This is a genomic window from Sphingobium sp. RS1 (genome assembly GCF_056156825.1).
Genome location: NZ_JBLZXE010000003.1, coordinates 100,546 through 119,410 on the forward strand (window position 1 = coordinate 100,546; position 18,865 = coordinate 119,410).

The 18,865-nt window shown below is 61.6% G+C and carries 14 protein-coding genes; 9 read left to right on the forward strand and 5 right to left on the reverse strand.

Annotated elements, in window-relative coordinates; genetic code table 11:
* Window positions 1–55: 55 nt before the first annotated feature.
* A complete protein-coding gene (locus ACNHGR_RS20615) occupies window positions 56–1,369 on the reverse strand; it encodes a Rieske 2Fe-2S domain-containing protein (protein ID WP_475288604.1) in 1,314 nt (437 codons plus the stop codon).
* 249 nt (window positions 1,370–1,618) lie between these two features.
* Between ACNHGR_RS20615 and ACNHGR_RS20620 the strand changes: the two genes are divergently transcribed.
* From ACNHGR_RS20620 to ACNHGR_RS20635, 4 genes are all read left to right on the forward strand, one after another.
* On the forward strand, window positions 1,619–3,877 hold the full coding sequence (locus ACNHGR_RS20620; protein ID WP_475288605.1) for a TonB-dependent receptor: 2,259 nt from the start codon (window positions 1,619–1,621) through the stop codon (window positions 3,875–3,877).
* 65 nt (window positions 3,878–3,942) lie between these two features.
* The gene (locus ACNHGR_RS20625) at window positions 3,943–4,722 is read left to right on the forward strand and encodes an SDR family NAD(P)-dependent oxidoreductase (protein ID WP_475288607.1); all 780 of its coding nucleotides are present in this window, start codon (window positions 3,943–3,945) and stop codon (window positions 4,720–4,722) included.
* A 161-nt stretch (window positions 4,723–4,883) separates the two neighbouring features.
* Window positions 4,884–5,930, forward strand: coding sequence for a Rieske 2Fe-2S domain-containing protein (locus ACNHGR_RS20630; RefSeq protein WP_475288608.1), 1,047 nt, complete (start codon window positions 4,884–4,886; stop codon window positions 5,928–5,930).
* Window positions 5,931–5,996: 66 nt separating this feature from the next.
* On the forward strand, window positions 5,997–6,740 hold the full coding sequence (locus ACNHGR_RS20635; protein ID WP_184274598.1) for a MerR family transcriptional regulator: 744 nt from the start codon (window positions 5,997–5,999) through the stop codon (window positions 6,738–6,740).
* On the opposite strand, the gene ACNHGR_RS20640 is transcribed toward ACNHGR_RS20635, so the two are convergent.
* Window positions 6,715–7,818: an NAD(P)-dependent alcohol dehydrogenase gene (locus tag ACNHGR_RS20640; RefSeq protein ID WP_475288609.1), complete on the reverse strand. Its 1,104-nt coding sequence runs from the start codon at window positions 7,816–7,818 to the stop codon at window positions 6,715–6,717. The two genes, ACNHGR_RS20635 and ACNHGR_RS20640, sit on opposite strands and share 26 nt — an antisense overlap.
* Window positions 7,819–8,041: 223 nt before the next feature.
* Here ACNHGR_RS20640 and ACNHGR_RS20645 point away from each other — a divergent pair, with 223 nt between their 5' ends.
* The 3 genes from ACNHGR_RS20645 to ACNHGR_RS20655 all read left to right on the forward strand — a co-directional run bounded on the left by ACNHGR_RS20645 (window position 8,042) and on the right by ACNHGR_RS20655 (window position 13,378).
* Window positions 8,042–9,343: a cytochrome P450 gene (locus ACNHGR_RS20645; protein WP_475288610.1), complete on the forward strand. Its 1,302-nt coding sequence runs from the start codon at window positions 8,042–8,044 to the stop codon at window positions 9,341–9,343.
* A gap of 86 nt (window positions 9,344–9,429) precedes the next feature.
* A complete protein-coding gene (locus ACNHGR_RS20650) occupies window positions 9,430–11,799 on the forward strand; it encodes a TonB-dependent receptor (protein ID WP_475288611.1) in 2,370 nt (789 codons plus the stop codon).
* 70 nt (window positions 11,800–11,869) lie between these two features.
* On the forward strand, window positions 11,870–13,378 hold the full coding sequence (locus ACNHGR_RS20655) for an aldehyde dehydrogenase family protein (RefSeq protein ID WP_475288612.1): 1,509 nt from the start codon (window positions 11,870–11,872) through the stop codon (window positions 13,376–13,378).
* Between the two features lie 39 nt (window positions 13,379–13,417).
* Here the strand turns inward: ACNHGR_RS20655 and ACNHGR_RS20660 are convergent, their stop codons facing one another.
* Both ACNHGR_RS20660 and ACNHGR_RS20665 read right to left on the reverse strand, forming a co-directional pair.
* The gene (locus ACNHGR_RS20660) at window positions 13,418–13,858 is read right to left on the reverse strand and encodes a YybH family protein (RefSeq protein WP_475288613.1); all 441 of its coding nucleotides are present in this window, start codon (window positions 13,856–13,858) and stop codon (window positions 13,418–13,420) included.
* Window positions 13,855–14,712, reverse strand: a complete 858-nt coding sequence (locus ACNHGR_RS20665) for a hypothetical protein (RefSeq protein WP_184274606.1) — start codon at window positions 14,710–14,712, stop codon at window positions 13,855–13,857. The genes ACNHGR_RS20660 and ACNHGR_RS20665 overlap by 4 nt, the downstream gene beginning before the upstream one ends.
* 250 nt (window positions 14,713–14,962) lie before the next feature.
* On the opposite strand from ACNHGR_RS20665, the gene ACNHGR_RS20670 reads away from it, so the two are divergent.
* Entirely contained in the window at window positions 14,963–16,324 is a 1,362-nt protein-coding gene (locus ACNHGR_RS20670) for a phosphotransferase family protein (protein ID WP_475288615.1), read from the forward strand.
* Window positions 16,325–16,332: 8 nt separating this feature from the next.
* Here ACNHGR_RS20670 and ACNHGR_RS20675 read toward each other — a convergent pair whose 3' ends face one another.
* A complete protein-coding gene (locus tag ACNHGR_RS20675; RefSeq protein WP_475288616.1) occupies window positions 16,333–17,838 on the reverse strand; it encodes a phosphotransferase family protein in 1,506 nt (501 codons plus the stop codon).
* 241 nt (window positions 17,839–18,079) lie between these two features.
* Here ACNHGR_RS20675 and ACNHGR_RS20680 point away from each other — a divergent pair, with 241 nt between their 5' ends.
* Window positions 18,080–18,727: a TetR/AcrR family transcriptional regulator gene (locus ACNHGR_RS20680; protein WP_475288617.1), complete on the forward strand. Its 648-nt coding sequence runs from the start codon at window positions 18,080–18,082 to the stop codon at window positions 18,725–18,727.
* Window positions 18,728–18,865: the final 138 nt, after the last annotated feature.

Genomic DNA, 18,865 nt, shown 5'->3' on the forward strand with positions numbered 1-18,865 from the left:
TGTCCCTTCGTTCGGGGCGGTCCGGCACATGGATCGTGCCGGCCGCCGGTCTGGCTCACTCTGCCGCTTCCACCTTCTCGGGCCAGCGCACCGCCTTTGCCAAGGCCGTTTCATAGGCATTTTGCAAGCTGTCGCTGGGATCGTGCAGGAAGGACCCTGCGCGGGCGCGGTAGAAGACGTCCGGATTTTCGATGCCCGGTGGCACTGTGCCCTTGTTGGCGAAGGCGCGGGCGGCCAGAAGCACGCGGCGGCGGACGCGGGCGATCATCTGGTCGGTTGGGGCCAGATTTTCGAAGCTATGGTCGGTGATCGGCCCCATGCTTTCGGTCACGGCCTGGTCCTGCATCGTGATGTTGGGGATGCCGGTAAACTGATGGCCATTGCGCTGCGATTCCCGGTCGATCGCCCAGTCGTTCGCTTCGCTGTCGGTCGAGCGCCAGCGACCGAACCAGTCGGTCGTGTTGGGCGCATAGCTGATCTGGTCGAACAGCGGCGTACCGTCCTTCAGCGTCGAATTATAGGCGGGATTGCCCGCATCCACGCCGCAGGTGATGTCGAACAGCATCGAATGTTCGTCGTCCATCGGCACCCAGGCGCGGGCGATGGCGCGGGTGGCGAAACGGTTGTTGGGCGTCTGCGTCCACATCGGGAACATATAATGGGCGACGCGCCAGCTCATCTGGCCATCGTCATTGGGGCGATAGCCGCCATACATGACGCCCCAGTCGGACTGGGCCACTTCATATTCGGGCGCGCGGTCCAGCACGGTCGGGCGCATCGGATGGTCGGGTTCCAGATCGTCCGCATCGATCCCGCCGACATGCAGGAAGCCGACATGGCTGGTGTCGATGTCGCCTTCCAGCGCCTGAAGCCAGTTGCAGTCGCGTTGCAGACACCAGATTTCGGCGTCGGGGTGCATCGTTGCCTCGATTTCGGGCAGCGGCGGCGGGTTCGCCTGATCCTGCCCCATATAGACCCAGATCAGGCCGTTGGCCTCATGGGTCTTGTATGCCTTGGCATGGACCTTTTCCTTGAAATCCATGCGGGCGGGGACGGAGGGCATGTCGACGCACTTGCCGTCCACGTCGAACTTCCAGCCATGATAGACGCAGCGGATGCCGTTCTGCTCGTTGCGGCCGATGAACAAGGATGCGCAGCGGTGCGGGCAGCGATGATCCATGATGCCGACCCGGCCGCTACTGTCGCGGAAGGCGATCAGCTTTTCGCACAGGATCATCAGGCGCACCGGATCGCCATCGCTCTGCACTTCGGACGACAGGCAGGCGGGCAACCAATATTGCCGCATGAAATTGCCCATCACGGTTCCGGGACCAACTTTGGTCAGGTCTGCGCTATCACTGGACTGCATGGTTCAGGCTCTTCCTACACTACCCTGTTGGACGGTCGGGCCAATCCGGGAAATCCCGCCATTGCCTGCCGTCATTCGTTGCATCTGCTATATCCTCGCTAGACGCTGGCGGACGGCGACCCCAATCGGAATATGGTCGTACCATTCAAAAATCGGGACGAAGCTATTGTGCAGCGAGGAAATTTGCTGCTTCACCCCACTTGCCAAGGCGGCAGGCAAGCCGCTCGCATCCCAGGGGAGACGCTTTTCATGCCGTTCAAAATCCAAACTTCCACCGCCATCGGCGCCGTTCTGGGCGCCTTGATGATCGGCGCCAGCGCGCCGGCCATGGCGCAGGCGGAAGCCGCAGCGCCGCAAGAGAGCGCGCCGCAGGAATCGGTCAGCGGGGACATTATCGTAACGGCACAGCGCCGCGAATCGACGGTGCGCGAAGTGCCATTCTCGATCGCGGCCTTTGGTGGCGAGGATCTGCGCAATACGCAGGTGTTCAGCCCCACCGCCCTGACGCAGCAGATGCCGGGCATCACCGTCAATACATCGGACAAGTCGCTGTCGATCGTCGCGATCCGCGGCAATGTGTCGACCTTCCGCACCGCGACCTTGGACACGCCGGTCGCCTATTTCATGGACGACGTCTATTATGTGTTCAACAATGACCTGAACGCCAATTTCTACGACATCCAGCGCGTCGAAGTGCTGCGCGGGCCGCAAGGTACGTTGTTCGGCCGCAACGTGGTGGGTGGCGCGATCGCGGTCATCACAAATAATCCGGAAATGAAGGAAGACTGGTTCGGGCAGGTAACGGCCGGCAATGGCGCCTATGTCCGCACCGAAGGCATGGTGAACGGCGTGCTGGTGGACGACAAGCTGGCATTCCGCGCGGCGTTCAGCACGGAAACCTCCAACGGCCTGATCGACACGCCCAACCAGAAGGGCAGCTATGGCAAGACCGACGGCGTGGCCATGCGCGGCAAGCTGCTGTTCCAGCCGACCGATACGCTCAAGATCGTCCTGTCGGGCGACTATAGCTATACGGAAGGCAATGGTGGTGCGATTGGCCTGGGCATTGGCGGGGTGCAGCGTATTCCCGCGACCTTCGGCGATTTTGACGATGGCAAATGGACGAACAACGACTTTGCCCGGTCGCCCTATCGCCAGCGGTTGCGCGGTGGCTATCTGCGCGGCGATCTGGACGTGCTGGGCGGCACGCTGACGGCGATCACCGGCTATCGCCTGAATGACAGCCATGCGATCAACGACGACGTGCCGGTCGCAACGGTGGTCCCCGTATTCGACCGTCGGCAGGTGGTGAAGAATCGCAGCTTCACGCAGGAAGTGCGCTTTGCCTCCGCGCCGGGCCGCTTCTCCTATGTGGTGGGCGCCTATTATCTGTCGGCCGACGTATCGACGACCAACATCTTCTATTACAGCCCGCTGCCGGGATCGGCCGTCAATGCGACCGTGCGCCGGAATCCCGAAGTCACCAACATCACTCGCGTGCAGGATGGCAATGTCCGCAGCGTCGCGGTGTTCGGCGAAGGCACGTTCGAGGTTACCGACCGGCTCTCGCTGGTCGCGGGTGGCCGCTATACGTCGGACCGCAAGAAGATCGACTATCATGCCTTCTCGACCACCGATGCCGGCGCAATCCCAGGCTTCGGTTTCCCCGGCGAAGTGCTGGCGTCCGGCGGCAAGACCTGGAACGCCTTTACCCCGCGCGTGACGGTGAAATATGAACCGATCGACAATGTGAACCTCTATGCGACCTGGGCGAAGGGCTTCAAGTCGGGTGGGTTCGTCGACAATGCCTATCGCGATCCGACTATCCCGCTGGACCCGGAAAAGGCGCAGAATTACGAAATCGGCGCCAAGACCCGGTTGTTCAACAACATGCTCGATTTCAACGTTGCGCTGTTCAAGCAGAAGACCAAGAATCTCCAGAATTTCTCTGGCGCGGGTGGCATTGCCCATACCTATAACGGCACGCTGAAGATGAAGGGGTGGGAAGTCGAATCCGTGCTGCGGCCGGTCGATGGACTGCGGTTGACCGGCAACTACACGCACCTGATCGGCACCTATACCGATCTGCGCGATCCGCTGGTCAATCTCGACTATTCGGGCAACCCGGCCAAGTTCGCGCCGCGTGACAGCTTCACTATCGGAGCCAGCTACGACCTGGCGATGAGCAACGGGGCGAAGCTGACGCCGCAGGCCGACTTCAATTATTCCAGCCGCATTTCGACGGATGATGCCAATACCCTGCCGCTGTATGAAAATCTGTACAATGATACCAAGGGGCGGACATTGAATGCGCGGCTCAATTATGAGTCTGCCGATGGCCGCTGGACATTGGGTATTTGGGGGAAGAACCTCACCAACAATTATCAGATCGTCAATGCCGATGATATCACGGCCTTCCTGGCGGTGCCGGGGAATGGCACGACCTATTGGAAGATCTTCACCAATACGCCGCGCACCTATGGCCTGACTCTCTCCATCAGGCCGTAAGTCGGAGGCGTTGCAGGGGGAGGGTGCAGCCTCCCCCTTTTTCTTTTTCAGCATCAGGACGGACCATGGCCGAACAGTTTGATTTACCCGCCAACGGCAGCTTCTCCTTTGCGGGGCGCACGGCGCTCATCACGGGCGGCGGGCGTGGCGTGGGGGAAGCGATCGCGCGCGAAATCCATGCCGGGGGCGGCAGGGTGGCAGTGAGCGACGTCGATCTGGCCGTGGCGCAGCAGGTCGCAGGATCGCTCGACCCGAGCGGCACAAGTGCCATCGCTCTGCCACTCGACGTGCGGGAGAAGGCCGATTTTCTGGCCGCGCGCGACCGGATCGTGGCGGACTGGGGCAAGGTCGATATCGTCGTCAACAATGCCGGTTTTGCCAAACGCACGCCAACGCAGGATATCACGCCGGAAGAGTTCGACGCGATCGTCCAGATCAACATGCGCAGCGTGTTCCTGAGCTGCCAGATATTTTCCGAACATATGCGCGACCATGGCTATGGCCGGATCGTGAACATCACCTCGCTGGCCGGGCAGAATGGCGGGACGGTGGCGTCGCCCCATTATGCCGCGTCCAAGGCGGGGGCGATCATGCTGACCAAATATTTCGCGCGTTATCTGGCCGGCACAGGCGTCACCGTAAACGCGATCGCGCCCGGCCCGATTGATACCGCCAAGGCGCGCCTGTCGGCGGAACAGATTGCGCGGGTGGAAGGCGAGGTGCCGGTCGGTCGTTTCATGGCGGTGAGCGAGATTGCGGCGGCGGCGGCCTTGCTGGCGTCGGACCGGGGCGGTTTCTTCGTGGGGGCCACGCTGGACATGAATGGCGGCCTGTATCTGCGGTAACATTGAGGAGCGATGGCGATCGGTCCGCTAATCTTATCGCTCATCCCGCTTATCTTATGGCATTATCGCATAGCGATTGGCTGAGCCGTCGCGCGCGGCATATTCATGGCACAACAGCAAATGAGGCCGGCAACGCTATCGGCCAGGGTAAGGAGAGTCGGATGTTCATCTATAACGCCTGGTATGTGGCTGCCTTCGCGGCCGACATCGCGCCCGGCAAGACACTCGGCCGCAAATATCTGAACAAGGCCGTCGTGCTGTTTCGCACCGAAGCGGGCGAGATCGCCGCGCTGGAGGACCGGTGCAGCCATCGCGCCATGCCGCTGTCCGCCGGTCATGTCGACGGCGATGTCATCCGCTGCTGCTATCATGGCGTGGAGTTCGACAAGCGCGGCGCCTGCACCCGCATCCCCAACCAGACCCGTATCCCGCCGGCCGCCAATGTGCGCCATTATCCGGTGGTGGAGAAGGATCATCTGATCTGGATCTGGATGGGCGAGCCGGCGCTGGCCGACCCGTCGATCATCGTCGACAATCCCGAGCATGACGATCCCAAGTGGACATGGCGGCCCTATAACTTCCCGGTGAAAGCCAATTGGCAGCTTATCATCGACAATATCATGGACCTGACCCATGTGCCGTACATCCATGCCCGCACGATCGGCGGCAATCCCGAACAGCATTATGGGGCGGACACCAAGGTCGAGTTTGACGGGCGCAAGGTGACGTTGCTGCGCAAGATGCCCAATAGCGTTCCGCCCAAATCCTATGTCGATGCGGGCGGTTTCAAGGGCCGGGTCGATCGCTGGCAGGAAGTGCGCTTCAATCCCGGCATCGGCATGACCTGCCGGGTCAATGCCGGCGGCTGCGATGTCGGTACGGGCGCCTATGAAGGCAAGCGCGACAATGGCTTCATGCTGGCCAACAATCATTTCATCACCCCGGAAACCGAGACGACCAGCCATTATCTCTGGACCATCTGCACCACCGCACCGAAGGAAAGCGGTGTACCGGACGTGCTGTTCGATCAGTTTTTCGACACCATCACCGAGGATGAGGAAACCTTGCAGGCGCAGCAGGCGCGGATCGATGACGAACCGGACCGCGCCTTTGTCGGCATCGCCAGCGACGGTGCGGTCAACCAGGCGCGCCGCGTGCTGAGCGCCATGTTCGAGGCTGAGCATGGGGCCGTTATCGCGGCGGAATGATCCGCCCTGCGTATATCGGTAACATAACGGCTTGCTCCATCCGGTTCGCCATGCTGTAGCGAAGCGATGAAGATGCGCGAACTGGAGGAGCGGACCGGGGTCCATCGCGAGACGATCCGTGTCTATCTGCGCGAAGGACTCATCCCCGAACCCGCGCGGCCGCGCAAGACCGTCGCCGATTATGGTGAGGAGCATGTGCAGGCGATCCTGGCGGTCCGGCGGTTGCAGCGGGAAAACCGGCTGACGCTGGCGCAGATCAAGGCGATCATCGGCGGTGAGGGCACCGAGGGCCGGGTCGAAGCCAGCGCCTTCGACCAACTGGAGCAACTGGTCGCCCATCGCGCCGGGGCGGATGGTCCGCCGGTGACGATCGCGTCGCTGCTGGAACGCTATCCCAGCGCAGCGGAGGATGCCCGCACGCTGGCGAAGATCGGTATCCTCGACATTATCGATACGGATCAGGGGGAGGCGCTGAGCATCACCAGCGCCCATCTGGTGCGGATCTGGGGCGACATGCGCAAGGCCGGTTTCGATCAGCGACTGGACTACACGCCCGAGATATTGGGTTTCTACACCGAAGCGGCGGATTTCGTCGGACGGTGGGAGGCGACCACCTTCATGGAGCGGGTCGAGGGCCATATCGATGTGGCGGAGGCGGCGACCATGGTGGAGCATGCGCTGCCGCTGATGCTCGATTTTTTCGGCCTGATGCGGCAGCGCGCCTTCTTCCGCCATGTCGAGGCGATCCGGGCCGGCAAGGAAACGGATCGCCCCGCAGACGGCATCAATCCATCGTCAGCACGGCCTTGACGCAACGGCCGTCATGCTGGTCGGCGACGGCCTGGTTGATATCCTCCAGCCGATAGCGGGTCATCAGCTTCTCGAACGGGAACAGCCCTTTGGCATTGAGGGCGATCAGTTCGGGCAGGAAGGTCTGGGGATCGGCATTGCCCTCCGTCACGCCGCAGATGCTGATGCCGAGCGAGAGCATGTGCAGGATGTTGAGGCTGACGGCTGCATCCAACGCCTTGGGCACGCCGACCATGGCCAATCGCCCAAGCGGGCCGAGCGCGCGCATGCCGGCATCGATCGCAGGCACGGCGCCCGATGTGTCCAGCACGCAATCGACGCCCTGCGACCGGATGGCGCGTAGCTGTTCTGCCGTGTCGCCGGCCGTCACGTCGATCACATGGGTGGCGCCCAGTTCCAGCGCCATGGCGCGGCGGCTTTCCAGCGGATCGGCGACGAAGATCGCGCCTGCGCCGGAGGCTTTGGCCGCCATGACGGCGCTCAGCCCCACCGGGCCGCCGCCGGTGACGAGTATGGCCTCACCCGGCTGGAGCTTCAGCGCTTTCATCACCGCGCCCGCACCGGTCATGATGCCGCAGCCCAGCGGCCCCAGCAGGTCCAGCGGTGCATCCGCGGGCACTTTCACCAGATTGCGAGCGGCGACGATGGCATGGCGCGCGAAGGAGGACTGGCCGAAGAAATGGCTGCTGACCGGCGCCGTCCCATCATGGAGGCAGGTCGATCCGTCCGCACGGCAACCGCCGAAGTTGAGCGCGGCGAAGTCGCGGCAATAGGCGGGTTGTCCAGCATCGCATTGCGGACAGGCGCGGCAGGCGGCGAAGCCCATCACCACGGCATCGCCCGGTGCGACGGTTGTCACGTCGGTTCCCACCGCTTCGACTATGCCGACGCCCTCATGACCCAGCACGGCCGGCAGGGGCGTGGGCAGCAACTGGTCACGCACGACGATGTCCGTATGGCATAGTCCGGTCGCGACGATCCTGATCCGCACCTCGTCGGAACGCAGGTCGCCGAGTTCCAGCCGCTCGATCGTAAAGTCTCCGCCAGCGATCCTGGCGACGGCTGCCTGTACTTCCATGTTCATCCTCCTATTCAATTTTGGTGTCGATCATTCAAAACTTGGGACGGTGCTTTTCGATATCTCCACGCATTCCCAAGGAAAATCGCCGATTCCTGCCATTTAAAGCGTGAATGGTCGGACCGCTTTTTACGATTGACGACTCTCCTTGTCCACAGTTACGTAATCGGCATACGCAATACGCAAATGTCCGAAGGGCGGCGTAGCTGGAGAGGGTAGTTTCATGGCGACTTCGCTGGACGCAGACACGCGTCCGATCATTCCCGACGATATTGCGCGGATCGTCATCGCGCCGAAAAGCTATACCGATGATGCGGTGGTCTATGGCGCCTTCAAATGGTTGCGCGCGCACATGCCGCTGGGGATTGCGCAGGTGCCGGGCTATGATCCGCTGTGGATCGTCACCAAACATGCCGACATCCGGGAAGTGGAGCGCAATGCCAAGCTGTTCCACAATGCCGATCATAACCCGGTTCTCAACGATCAGGCGTCCGATGCCTTCACGCGGGAGATCAATGGCGGATCGCTGCGCATATTATCCTCCCTCACCTATATGGACCCGCCCGAACATGCGTCCTACCGCACGCTGACGTCCAACTGGTTCCTGCCGGGCAAGATCAGCAAGCTGGAAGAGCAGATCCGGGTGCTGGCGCGCCAGTCGGTCGACAATCTGCTGAGTTTCGATGGCGAATGCGACTTCGTGCGCGACTTCGCGCTTCACTATCCGCTGCGCGTCATCATGACCCTGTTCGGGGTGCCGCCCGAGGACGAGCCGAAGATGCTGAAGCTGACGCAGGAATTTTTCGGCGTCCATGATCCCGAGGAGCAACGGCCGGAAATGGCGGCCGACCCGGTGGTGGCGGCTAGGCAGTGGGCCGCGTCGATCGAGGATTTCTACGTCTATTTCGACAGGTTGAGTGCACAGCGCCGCGCGCAGCCGACCGACGATCTGCTCTCGCTGATCGCCAATTCCCGCATCAACGGCGCGCCGATTCCCCGCGATGAAGCCAATGGCTATTATGTCGCGATCGCGACGGCCGGGCATGACACGACGTCATCGTCCACCGCCGGCGGCCTGCACGGGATGATGGTCTATCCGGAGAATTGGGCGAAGGTGAAGGCCGATCCGTCGCTGATCCCCGGTCTGGTGGATGAGGCGATCCGCTGGACCAGTCCGGTCAAGCATTTCATGCGCAACGCCACCGCCGACACGCAGGTGCGCGGCATGGACATCCGGGCGATGGAGCGGCTGATGATCTGCTACCCATCGGGCAACCGGGACGAGGATGTGTTTGCCGACGCGGACCGGTTCGACATCAGTCGATCACCCAACCCGCATATCGCCTTCGGCTTCGGCCCGCATATGTGCCTGGGCCAGCATCTCGCCAAGCTGGAGATGCGCATCCTGTTCGAGGAGTTGCTGCCGCATCTCAAGTCAGTGGAGATGGCGGGCGATCCCCGGCTGGTCGAGACGAACTTCGTCGGCGGTTACAAGGCATTGCCGATCCGATTCAAGAAAGCCTGATTTTTCAGAATGCCGGGACACCGCACAGGCGGGGCCGGGACAATGCCCGAGTGTGGAATATCCGGGCGATATGGGAGGAGCCTGACATGCAAAAGACAATAGCCCTGCTGGTGGCGAGTGTTTCGGCGGTAGCGCTGCAATCGCCGGCCTTCGCGCAGGAGGGTGGCGCGCCACAGGCGCAGCAGCAGCCGGCGGGCCTGGGCGACATCATCGTCACCGCGCAGAAGCGCGAGCAGGCGATCAACGATGTGCCACTGTCGATTACGGCCGCCTCGGGCGAGAAGCTGGCGAACCAGGGCGTCACCAATGTCGCCGATCTGGTGAAGATCGTGCCGGGCTTCAACTATACCGAAAGCGCCTTCGCGACGCCGGTCTACACGCTGCGCGGTATCGGTTTCTACGACACCAGCCTGGCGGCCAAGCCCACGGTCAGCATCTATCAGGATCAGGTGCCGATCCCCTTTTCGATCATGACGCGCGGCGCGACGCTGGATCTGGAACGGGTCGAGGTGCTGAAGGGGCCGCAGGGCACCCTGTTCGGATCGAACGCGACCGGCGGGGCGATCAACTATATCGCCGCCAAGCCGACGACGAGTTTCAAGGCCGGGCTGGACGCAGGTGTCGACAGTTTCGGGCAGGTGAGTGCCGGCGGCTTTGTCAGCGGGCCGATCAGCGATACGCTGACCGCGCGCGTCGCCTTGCGGACCGAGCAGGGCGGGGCGTGGCAGCGCAGCTATACCCGCGACGAGGAACTGGGTGACCGCAATTTCACCACGGGGCGCATCCTGCTCGACTTCCAGCCGTCCGATGGTGCGCGCTTCTCGCTGAACCTCAACGGCTTCATCGACAAGAGCGACGGGCAGGCGGCGCAACTGATCGGCGTGGTGCCGCTGGGTAATCCGGCACGACTGGGGCCGCTCGCTACCTATCCGATCGCGCCGCGCAACAATCGCGATGCTGACTGGACGCCGGAACAGAGGCCCAAGCGCGACGACTGGTTCTTGTCGGCGGCGTTCCGCGGCGACATCGATCTGACCGATGACCTGACCCTGACGTCGATCACCAGCTATTCCAAATATCATAACGATCAGGACATTGATCCGGACGGCGTAGCGCTGCGCGACTATTTCTACAATACGACGGGCAAGATCACCGCCTTGTCGCAGGAATTGCGGTTGCAGGGGCGGACAGGTGGCCTGACCTATATATTGGGCGCCAATTATGCGCGGGAGAAAACCTACCAGCAGGATGATGCCGGCCCCTATGACCAGTCGACGCCCGCCTATAATTTCGTGGACGCCGGCCTTGGCATCCCCTTCTTCATCTACAGCCAATATTCGCGGCAGAAATTCGTGAACAAGGCCGTGTTCGCCAATCTGGATTATGACATTGGCGACACGATCACATTGCATGGCGGGGTGCGCTATACCAAGACCAATATCGACTTTGCCGGCTGCACTGCCGATCGCGGCAATGCGCTGGGGCTGGGGATCGAAAATCTGGTCAACTATATCCGCAGCACCGTGGGCCTGCCGGCGATCGACATTCCGACCGACGGCTGCGTGACGATCGATGGGACGACTCTGACCGTCGGGGAGGTGCAGCGCACGCTCGACGAGGATAATATATCCTGGCGGGCGGGCATCGATTACAAGCCGAGCAAGGATGTGCTGCTCTACGCGTCGGTCAGCAAGGGGTACAAGTCGGGCAGCTTCCCGATGCTGTCGGCCAGCGACGCCAACCAGTTCAACCCGGTGACGCAGGAATCGGTGACCGCCTATGAGGTCGGCGCCAAGCTGACCGTTCTGGAGAATACCGCCCAGATCAACGGCGCGCTCTTCTATTATGATTATAGCGACAAGCAGTTGAAGGGGCGCGTCATCGCCAATCCCGACGTGTTCGGGCCGCTGGAGGCGCTGGTCAACGTGCCGAAATCCCGCGTGCAGGGCGCGGAACTGCAACTGGACCTGGCGCCCACCGACGGGCTGCGCGTCAGCATCGGTGCGACCTATCTAGACACGAAGATCAAGGGCAGTTTCGTCAACTATGATAGCTATGGCAATCAGGTGGATTTCGGCGGATCGGCCTTCCCCTACACGCCCAAATTCCAGATCGTGACCGACGCTCAATATGATTGGGCCTTGAGCGACGATGTGGAGGCCTTTGTCGGCGCGAACCTGAATTTCCAGAGCGATACCAAGGCCGTGCTGGGTGATGCCCGTGCCACGCCATCGGCCGGTCTTTCCGCGCAGGGTGGGCTGACGATCGAGGATTATGTGCTGATCGACCTGCGTGCCGGACTGTCCTTCGGCGACAAGCGCTACAAGATCAGCGCCTTCGTCCGCAATCTGGGCAACACCTATTACTGGACCAACGCGACGCGCATTACCGACACGACCGTCCGCTTCGCTGGCCGGCCGCGCACCTTTGGCGTCAGCCTTTCGGCACGTTTCTGAACAAGCCTCCCCTGGGCCGCGCCCTGAACGGCGGGCGCGGCTCCTTCTTCCCCTTCCGGAGATATGCCCCATGAATGCACCCACGCCCGTCGCTGCCAGCCTGCATGGCGAACCGGGGCACGAGGTCCGCCTGCCGACCACCCGCATGCTGATCGGTGGCGCGTGGGAGGAGGCCGGGGACGGGCGCAGGATCGATGTGGAAGACCCGGCGACGAGGCAGATTTTCGCCAGCGTGCCGGCCGGTGCGGCGGCGGATGTGGACCGTGCCGTGACGGCAGCCCGGACGGCGTTCGAATCCGCCACATGGGCACGGATGCGGCCGCTCGATCGCGGGAAGATCATCGAGGCGATCGCACGCAAGATCGAGGATCATGCGCAGGAACTGGCGCTGCTGGAAAGCTATGACAATGGCAAGGCGGTGCATCATGCGCTGGCGGTGGATGTGCCTGCCGCTGTCGACATTTTTCGCTATATGGCCGGCTGGACGTCGAAGCTCTATGGACAGGTGAACCCGATATCGGGGGATGGGCGGCAATATCACAGCTACTCGGTGCGCGAGCCGATCGGCGTGGTCGGCCAGATCGTGCCATGGAACTATCCGCTGGCGATGGCAGCCTGGAAGATCGCCTCGGCGCTGGCGGCGGGGTGCACGATCGTCCTCAAGCCTTCCGAAGTTACGCCCCTGACCGCGCTGCGCCTCGCGGAACTGGCGCTGGAGGCGGGCTTGCCCGAAGGCGTACTCAACATCGTGACCGGCTATGGCCATGATGCGGGGCAGGCACTGGTGGAGCATCCCGGTATCGACAAGATTGCCTTCACCGGATCGACCCGCGTGGGCAAGCAGATCGTTCAGACCTGTGCGAAAGACCTGAAGCGCGTGACGCTGGAACTGGGCGGCAAATCGCCGTCGCTCATCTTCGCCGATGCCGATCTGGATCAGGCGGCGCTCGGCGCGGCGCTCGCCATCTTTTTCAACTCTGGCCAGGTCTGTCTTGCCGCGTCACGCCTCTATGTCGAACGTCCGGTGTTCGACAGAGTGGTCGATGGCATCGCGCGGGTCGCCAGGACATTCAAACTGGGCCATGGCCGCGATCCCGACACGATGCTGGGGCCGCTGGTATCGCGGGTGCAGCAGGGACGGGTGCTGGATTATATTGCACAGGGCAAGGCCAGCGGCGCGGATCTCGTCACCGGCGGGGGTGCCGGTGATCGGGATGGCTATTTCGTGGAGCCGACCATCTTTGCCAATCCATCTGCCGATGCTTCCATCGTCAAGGAGGAGATTTTCGGTCCGGTGCTGGTGGCGACGCCCTTCGATGATGTCGATGAGGTGGTAAAGAGCGCCAATGACACGCGCTATGGTCTGGCCGCCAATATCTGGACCCGTGACCTGTCCCGCGCGCATCTGACCGCGCGCCGGCTTCAGGCCGGAACGGTATGGATCAACACGCACGGGATGAACGATCCCTCCGCGCCCTTTGGCGGCGTCAAGGAATCAGGATGGGGCCGCGAGGTCGGTGAAGAAGGCGTACTGCACTATATGGAGACGAAGACCGTCACGGCCCTGCTGGGGGATTGATAGGCCGGGATGGCTGAGGAACCTCCTGTGGCTGGTATCTTACAGGCATGAATCATGCTCGTGAATGATTAGCCAAACGTCCGATATCTTCTGGAATATGATGGTGGACCGTCCGGTCAGGCTGATCGCATCGCCAGAACAGGTGGTGGCGCGACATTTGAGGCGCGCCGCGACGAAGGCCATATGGCCTTCCACCGTGATGCGCCGTTCCTCCCAGCTTATGTTCGCTGGGCCATTCAATTGCGCGAAGAAAGCCAGGCTTTTCTCATAGGCGTTGCGCCAGCCGATATCCATGAGGGGCGGTGAAAAGTCGAAGACGACGAAGCGATCGTCGGGATCGCGAATGAAGTGCGACATGAGTTGATCGGCGTCGCGATCGAAAAAGGCGCGGGACAGTTGGTCGATTATGCCGTTGATCGCGGCAATGTCTCCGCGCGGGCCGATCGTCGCGACGACCTGGGATGGCATATCCGTCATCATCCGTGCCTCCGCGGGGATGTGGAGGGTTGCAGGCAGCGAATGCGGAGGGCGCGTTCACGCAGGGCCCAGCCCGGAACGCCGTTCATTTCCACGCGTGCGGGGCTTTCGCACATCTGAATCCCGTCCCGTCCATCGGACAGGGTGCCGTTCAGTTCCTCCATGGGCGACATGTAGCTGATGGCATGGGAATGCACCAACTCACCCTTCACATGGAGATCGCGGCCGTCGTTGCGCCTGAGCCTGAATTCGAAATGGCGAACGCTGGGGTCTGCCAGCGGGTCGCGGGCGATGCTGCCTTCTGCGGTATCCGCCGTGGCAACGGAAGGATGGTCGATAATGTCGAGCATCTCGATCGCGCCGCTCGCTGCGTCGAAATAATAGGAATTGCGCAACTCTCCGTCGTCGAACCGCACGACCTGCACCATCAGGCAATCGCCATTTTCATAATGGGACTGGAACCAGACATCCCCGATGACCGGGCCATAATCGCGCGGCCCTGCGCTATGGTCGCGCGCGCCATGACCGCTGACCGTGAATAAGGCGCCGCGATGCTGGAAATGCCCGCGCATGCGGACGATCTGTTCGGTATGGAAAGTGCCCACCGCCTTGGCTTCGGCCTGTTCCTTCTTCCGGCCGAAAAGCGGGCCGACGGCTTCGAACATCAGGTTGAAGCGGATCGGTTCGACCGGCGCATCCTCGATGATATCCTGCATCAGCGCTTCCCGCGTGACCCGTTGCGCGACGCCGTCAAATGCGATTGTCCACAGGTTGAACGGCTCGACACAGCTGATCTTCAGTGGCCCGGCACCCGGACCAAAGACATGGCTATCACGCCCCCAAAGGGTGGTCGTCAATAATTGCTGGTCCGGCAAATAGATTTGCAGCGTCGATCGCCAGATTTGAGGGTCATCGACCAGGCGTCCTATATGAATGCAGACGCCATATTGGCTTTCGAAATCATATCCCTGAAAAAAATAATGTTCAGTCCAATTTTTCTCGTTAATAATTTCACGCGGAAATTCTTCATTATAACTATAATTAAATGGATTAACATTGAATTTATTCATGTTATAATTCCATAATAAGATGGATAGGAGAATTTTTGTGAATGATCTGGCGATATATATTGGGAATGTTCTTCATTCGCTCGATCAGGATGTCGCGCCGATCGCCGGAACCGATCCCCAGGCCAGCGCAGCCTTGCGTGCCATCCGCCAGATCCTGACGCGCCTGATGGTGAACCAGCCGCGAGGCGCGCTCATGACCGGCGACATCTCTCCGGCCAGCGCCGACCCGCATTTCGGAGGGATGGCCGCTCACCGTGCCGATGAGGCGGAGGCGGTACGCCTTTTGCTTGAAGGAGGCGCATCCCTGTCCGCGCCTCTGATCCGGATGGAGGGGGATATCATCTCCGGGCTGGATCGCCTCGTCGCCGACCGGTTGGCAGATCATGGCGATCGCACCGTTCTGCCGGCCGGGAAGGATGGCGATATGCGCGGCCGGCTCGAAGCCTTCATTCGCACCCACTTTGATTGTCCGGAGGCGCGGATCACCGATTATCGCGAATTGCTGGGCGGCCGATCGAAAATCACGGCGCTGCTGAAGGTCGATGCTTGCCCCGCCTTGCCCATGGACATCGTCATGCGTCGGGACGCATCGATCAATATGACCGGCGGGGTGTCGGTCGTTCAGGAATTTCCCGTGCTGCACCTGGTGCATCAAAATGCTGTGCCGGTTCCTGCGCCCCTTGCCCTGTGTGCCGACACGGACATCGTCGGCAGTCCTTTCATGCTGATGCAGCATGTCGACGGAGTTGTGGGTGAAATCTACCGGACGCCAGACAGCCCCGGCCTGTTGATTGAGGTTGCCACGGCCCTGGCCCGATTGCACAGCATCGCCCAAAGCCAGCGCGATACATTGTCGCTGACCCAGGCATCCTGTTCCATGGATATGCTTCAGGCCGAGATCGAGGCCGCGCGGCGCGATTGGGACGCTTTTCAGGCGCCGCCGTCGATTGCCATGGGCGTGGCTTTCCCCTGGCTGACGGCCAACGCAGGGCGCGGGTGTCAGGGGCCGTTGGCGCTGACCCATGGTGACTGCCTGTTTCACAATATCATGTTCGACGGGGACCGCATGACGGCGTTGCTCGACTGGGAGCTGGCGCGGATCAGCTATCCGGCCGCCGATCTGGGCTATATACGCCCCGCCGTCGACCGGGTCATGGAATGGGATGCCTTCATGCGTGCCTACCGCGCCGCAGGTGGCCCGGATGTTCCGGCGGATGCCATCGATTTTCACGCCATCTGGTCGAATGTGCGCATGGCCACCCTGGCGGCGAACTGCCGCCGGATGGTGCTGGCCGGGGAAACGCGCGATATTCAGCTGACGGCCGTGTGCCTCCACGACATTGCGATCTGGAACAAGGATCTGTGCAGCCATCTGTTGCGCGTGGCGGCCTATGGGTAAAGCCTTGGTCAAGCCAGTGCCATCGGCGCAACGGATAGGCCATTGACGGTTTCGAAGGCGTCGGCGACCGCGCGGGCTTCATAGAGAAGCAGCCGATCAATGAAATGGGCGGCGATGCTGGCGGCGGGCGCATCATCCCGTTCGCCAGCCATGAAATGATTCCAAAGCCGCGCATTCATGCCCAGATGCTTCAAATAGGTCCAGATCGCATAATAGGCGATCGCATGATCATCACAGGCGGCTGGCGGCCCTCCGGCGGCCAGATAGGCATGTTTGAAATCGTCCCACGGCATGACGTCAGGCAGCAGCAATGTCTTGATCTGCGCCAGATCCTCGGCCGGATCACCGATATGGGCCAGTTCCCAGTCGAGCAATGCCGCCAACCTGCCGTCGCGCGCCATCATATTATGCGCGCCCGCATCGCCATGGACCATGACGCGGGGGCGTCCGGCCGGCAAGGGATTGGCCAGCATCCAGGCCAGTCCCATTTCCGTCGCGATGGAATTGGCCGGCTTGCGCAACGATGCCCAATCCCGGCCGAATGCAGCCAGATCGATCCCGGCACCCTCATCCTGCGCTGTCGCGGTCGCCAGCGTGCCCGCATGAAGGCGAGCCATCAGCCTTGCGACATCCTCACCGAAGTCCGGCCCCATCTCGCTCCCCAGATAGGCGCGTTCTTCCGCGAAATAGGTGCCGGCCATCCGGGCGTCGACTATCTCGGCCATGATCATGAAGCGACCGCCGAGCAGGCTTTCATCCGCTTCGCACAGAAAGGGTTGGGGAACCGGAAGGCCCAGTTCCCACATTTGCTGGATCACCGCATATTCGTCCGTCACCACCGTGCCGGTGAAGCCGAGCGGCATATCCTGTCGCAGCACCAGCCGTTCGGGCAGGACGTCGTTCGGCTTCAGGCGAAACAATATCGTCCGCTTGATCTGGCCGCCGGCTGCTACCGTCATGTCGATAATCGGATCGTCCGGCAGGGTGGGGAAATGCCGCTGCAAATAGGCGGAGAGTTCGATGGTCAATCGGTCGATTCCATCGGCGACCGTACCCGCGCCGACACGTTGCTGGCCGGACGGGCGGATGGCCCGTTCCTGCGTTTCCAGCATGTCGCGGCTGGCGCAACTGACGGCATGGGCCCAGCGGACATGATCGGGGCTTGCGGACTGCAACTGTGCGACAAGGCGTTCAAGCTGGCCTTCATCCGCCAGGATTGCCTGCATCTGCCCACTGGCCGCCAAGGCTGAATCGAGCGCGCTCAGATCGGCATGCCCGGCCGATTCATGCGCTTTCCATGGGAAAAGCTGGCGGGTCGTTTGCGCCAGTTCGGTCCACTCCGCCGCGATATCGTCGACGGGCTGGGCCCTCTGAGCCCTCAGCCGGCGGAGAACCAGAATGATGGCATCGACCACCTTGGCGGAATAATCATTCGTCAGGTTGCTGCGGATCGGGCCGTTCAGCTCATTGATGCAGCAGTCGAGATAGGGGACAAGTTCCTCTTCCCTGATCATGCGCGGTCTAACCTCTCCGACTGGCGCCGGCTTTGCCGGTCGCGATTCCAACGGGGATGGCGAATCCATCCACTCTGTCGGCGGATAAACCAACATATATATGAACATTTGTAAACATGTCGGTTGACTTCCGACCTGGCATCGCCTCTCTGTTATCAGATGGCTTTATCGGATCGTCGGCTTGCGCTAGCAGGAAGGTCGATGTCGGATCTTGAGGATGTGAGGAAAGTTGGGAGCAGCGATGGAAGCGGGGCGTAACGCCAAGACGCGCACGCGCAAGGTGCGCGTCCGGCAGTCCGGCGCCGAAACGGAAGCGCAGATATTGGATGCGGCGATCCGGATCTTTGCCGATCGCGGCTATGAACTGACTTCCATGCGCGACATCGCTCAGGCGTCAAAGATCACCCCGGCGGCCATCTATCTCTATTTTCAGGATAAGGACCGGTTGTACGAAGCGGCCTGCATCACATGTTTCGAGCGATCGACCAAGGTGATCCTGGATCGGGTCAGGCCCGACGGCAATCCGGTCGACCAGCTTTATGATGTCGTGCACGGCATGGCCCTGGCCCTGATTTCCGATCCCGATGCGGCCCGACTGTTCGAGCGGGAGGTGATTTCCGCAACGAACAACCATCTGCGCCAGATCGGCGGCGTCTTTCACCAGTCCTTCGGGCAGACGCTGGAAATCGTGCGTCGGGCCGTAGGGGAGGATAATGCGGCGGCCAATGCGGCGTCGCTCTTCGCATTGACGCTGGGGCTGATCCAATTCTCCCAATTGCTGTCGATCCTGGATGGGCCGGCCCTGCATTTCCATCAGCAGGCCGACGCTCTCGCCACTCATGTCATGAACCTCATTCTGCCCGACTGGAAGGCGCGCGTCTCCCGATAAACGCTGATCTGTCGGCTTGTCAGGCAGGAGTTCCTCGCCCGACGAGTAAATAAATGAATGTTTATTTGTTGCCGCGTCCCGACCCGCCGTCTAAGCTTCATCCCAACAGCGGCAGCCATTGTCCGGCGATAGCCGCGC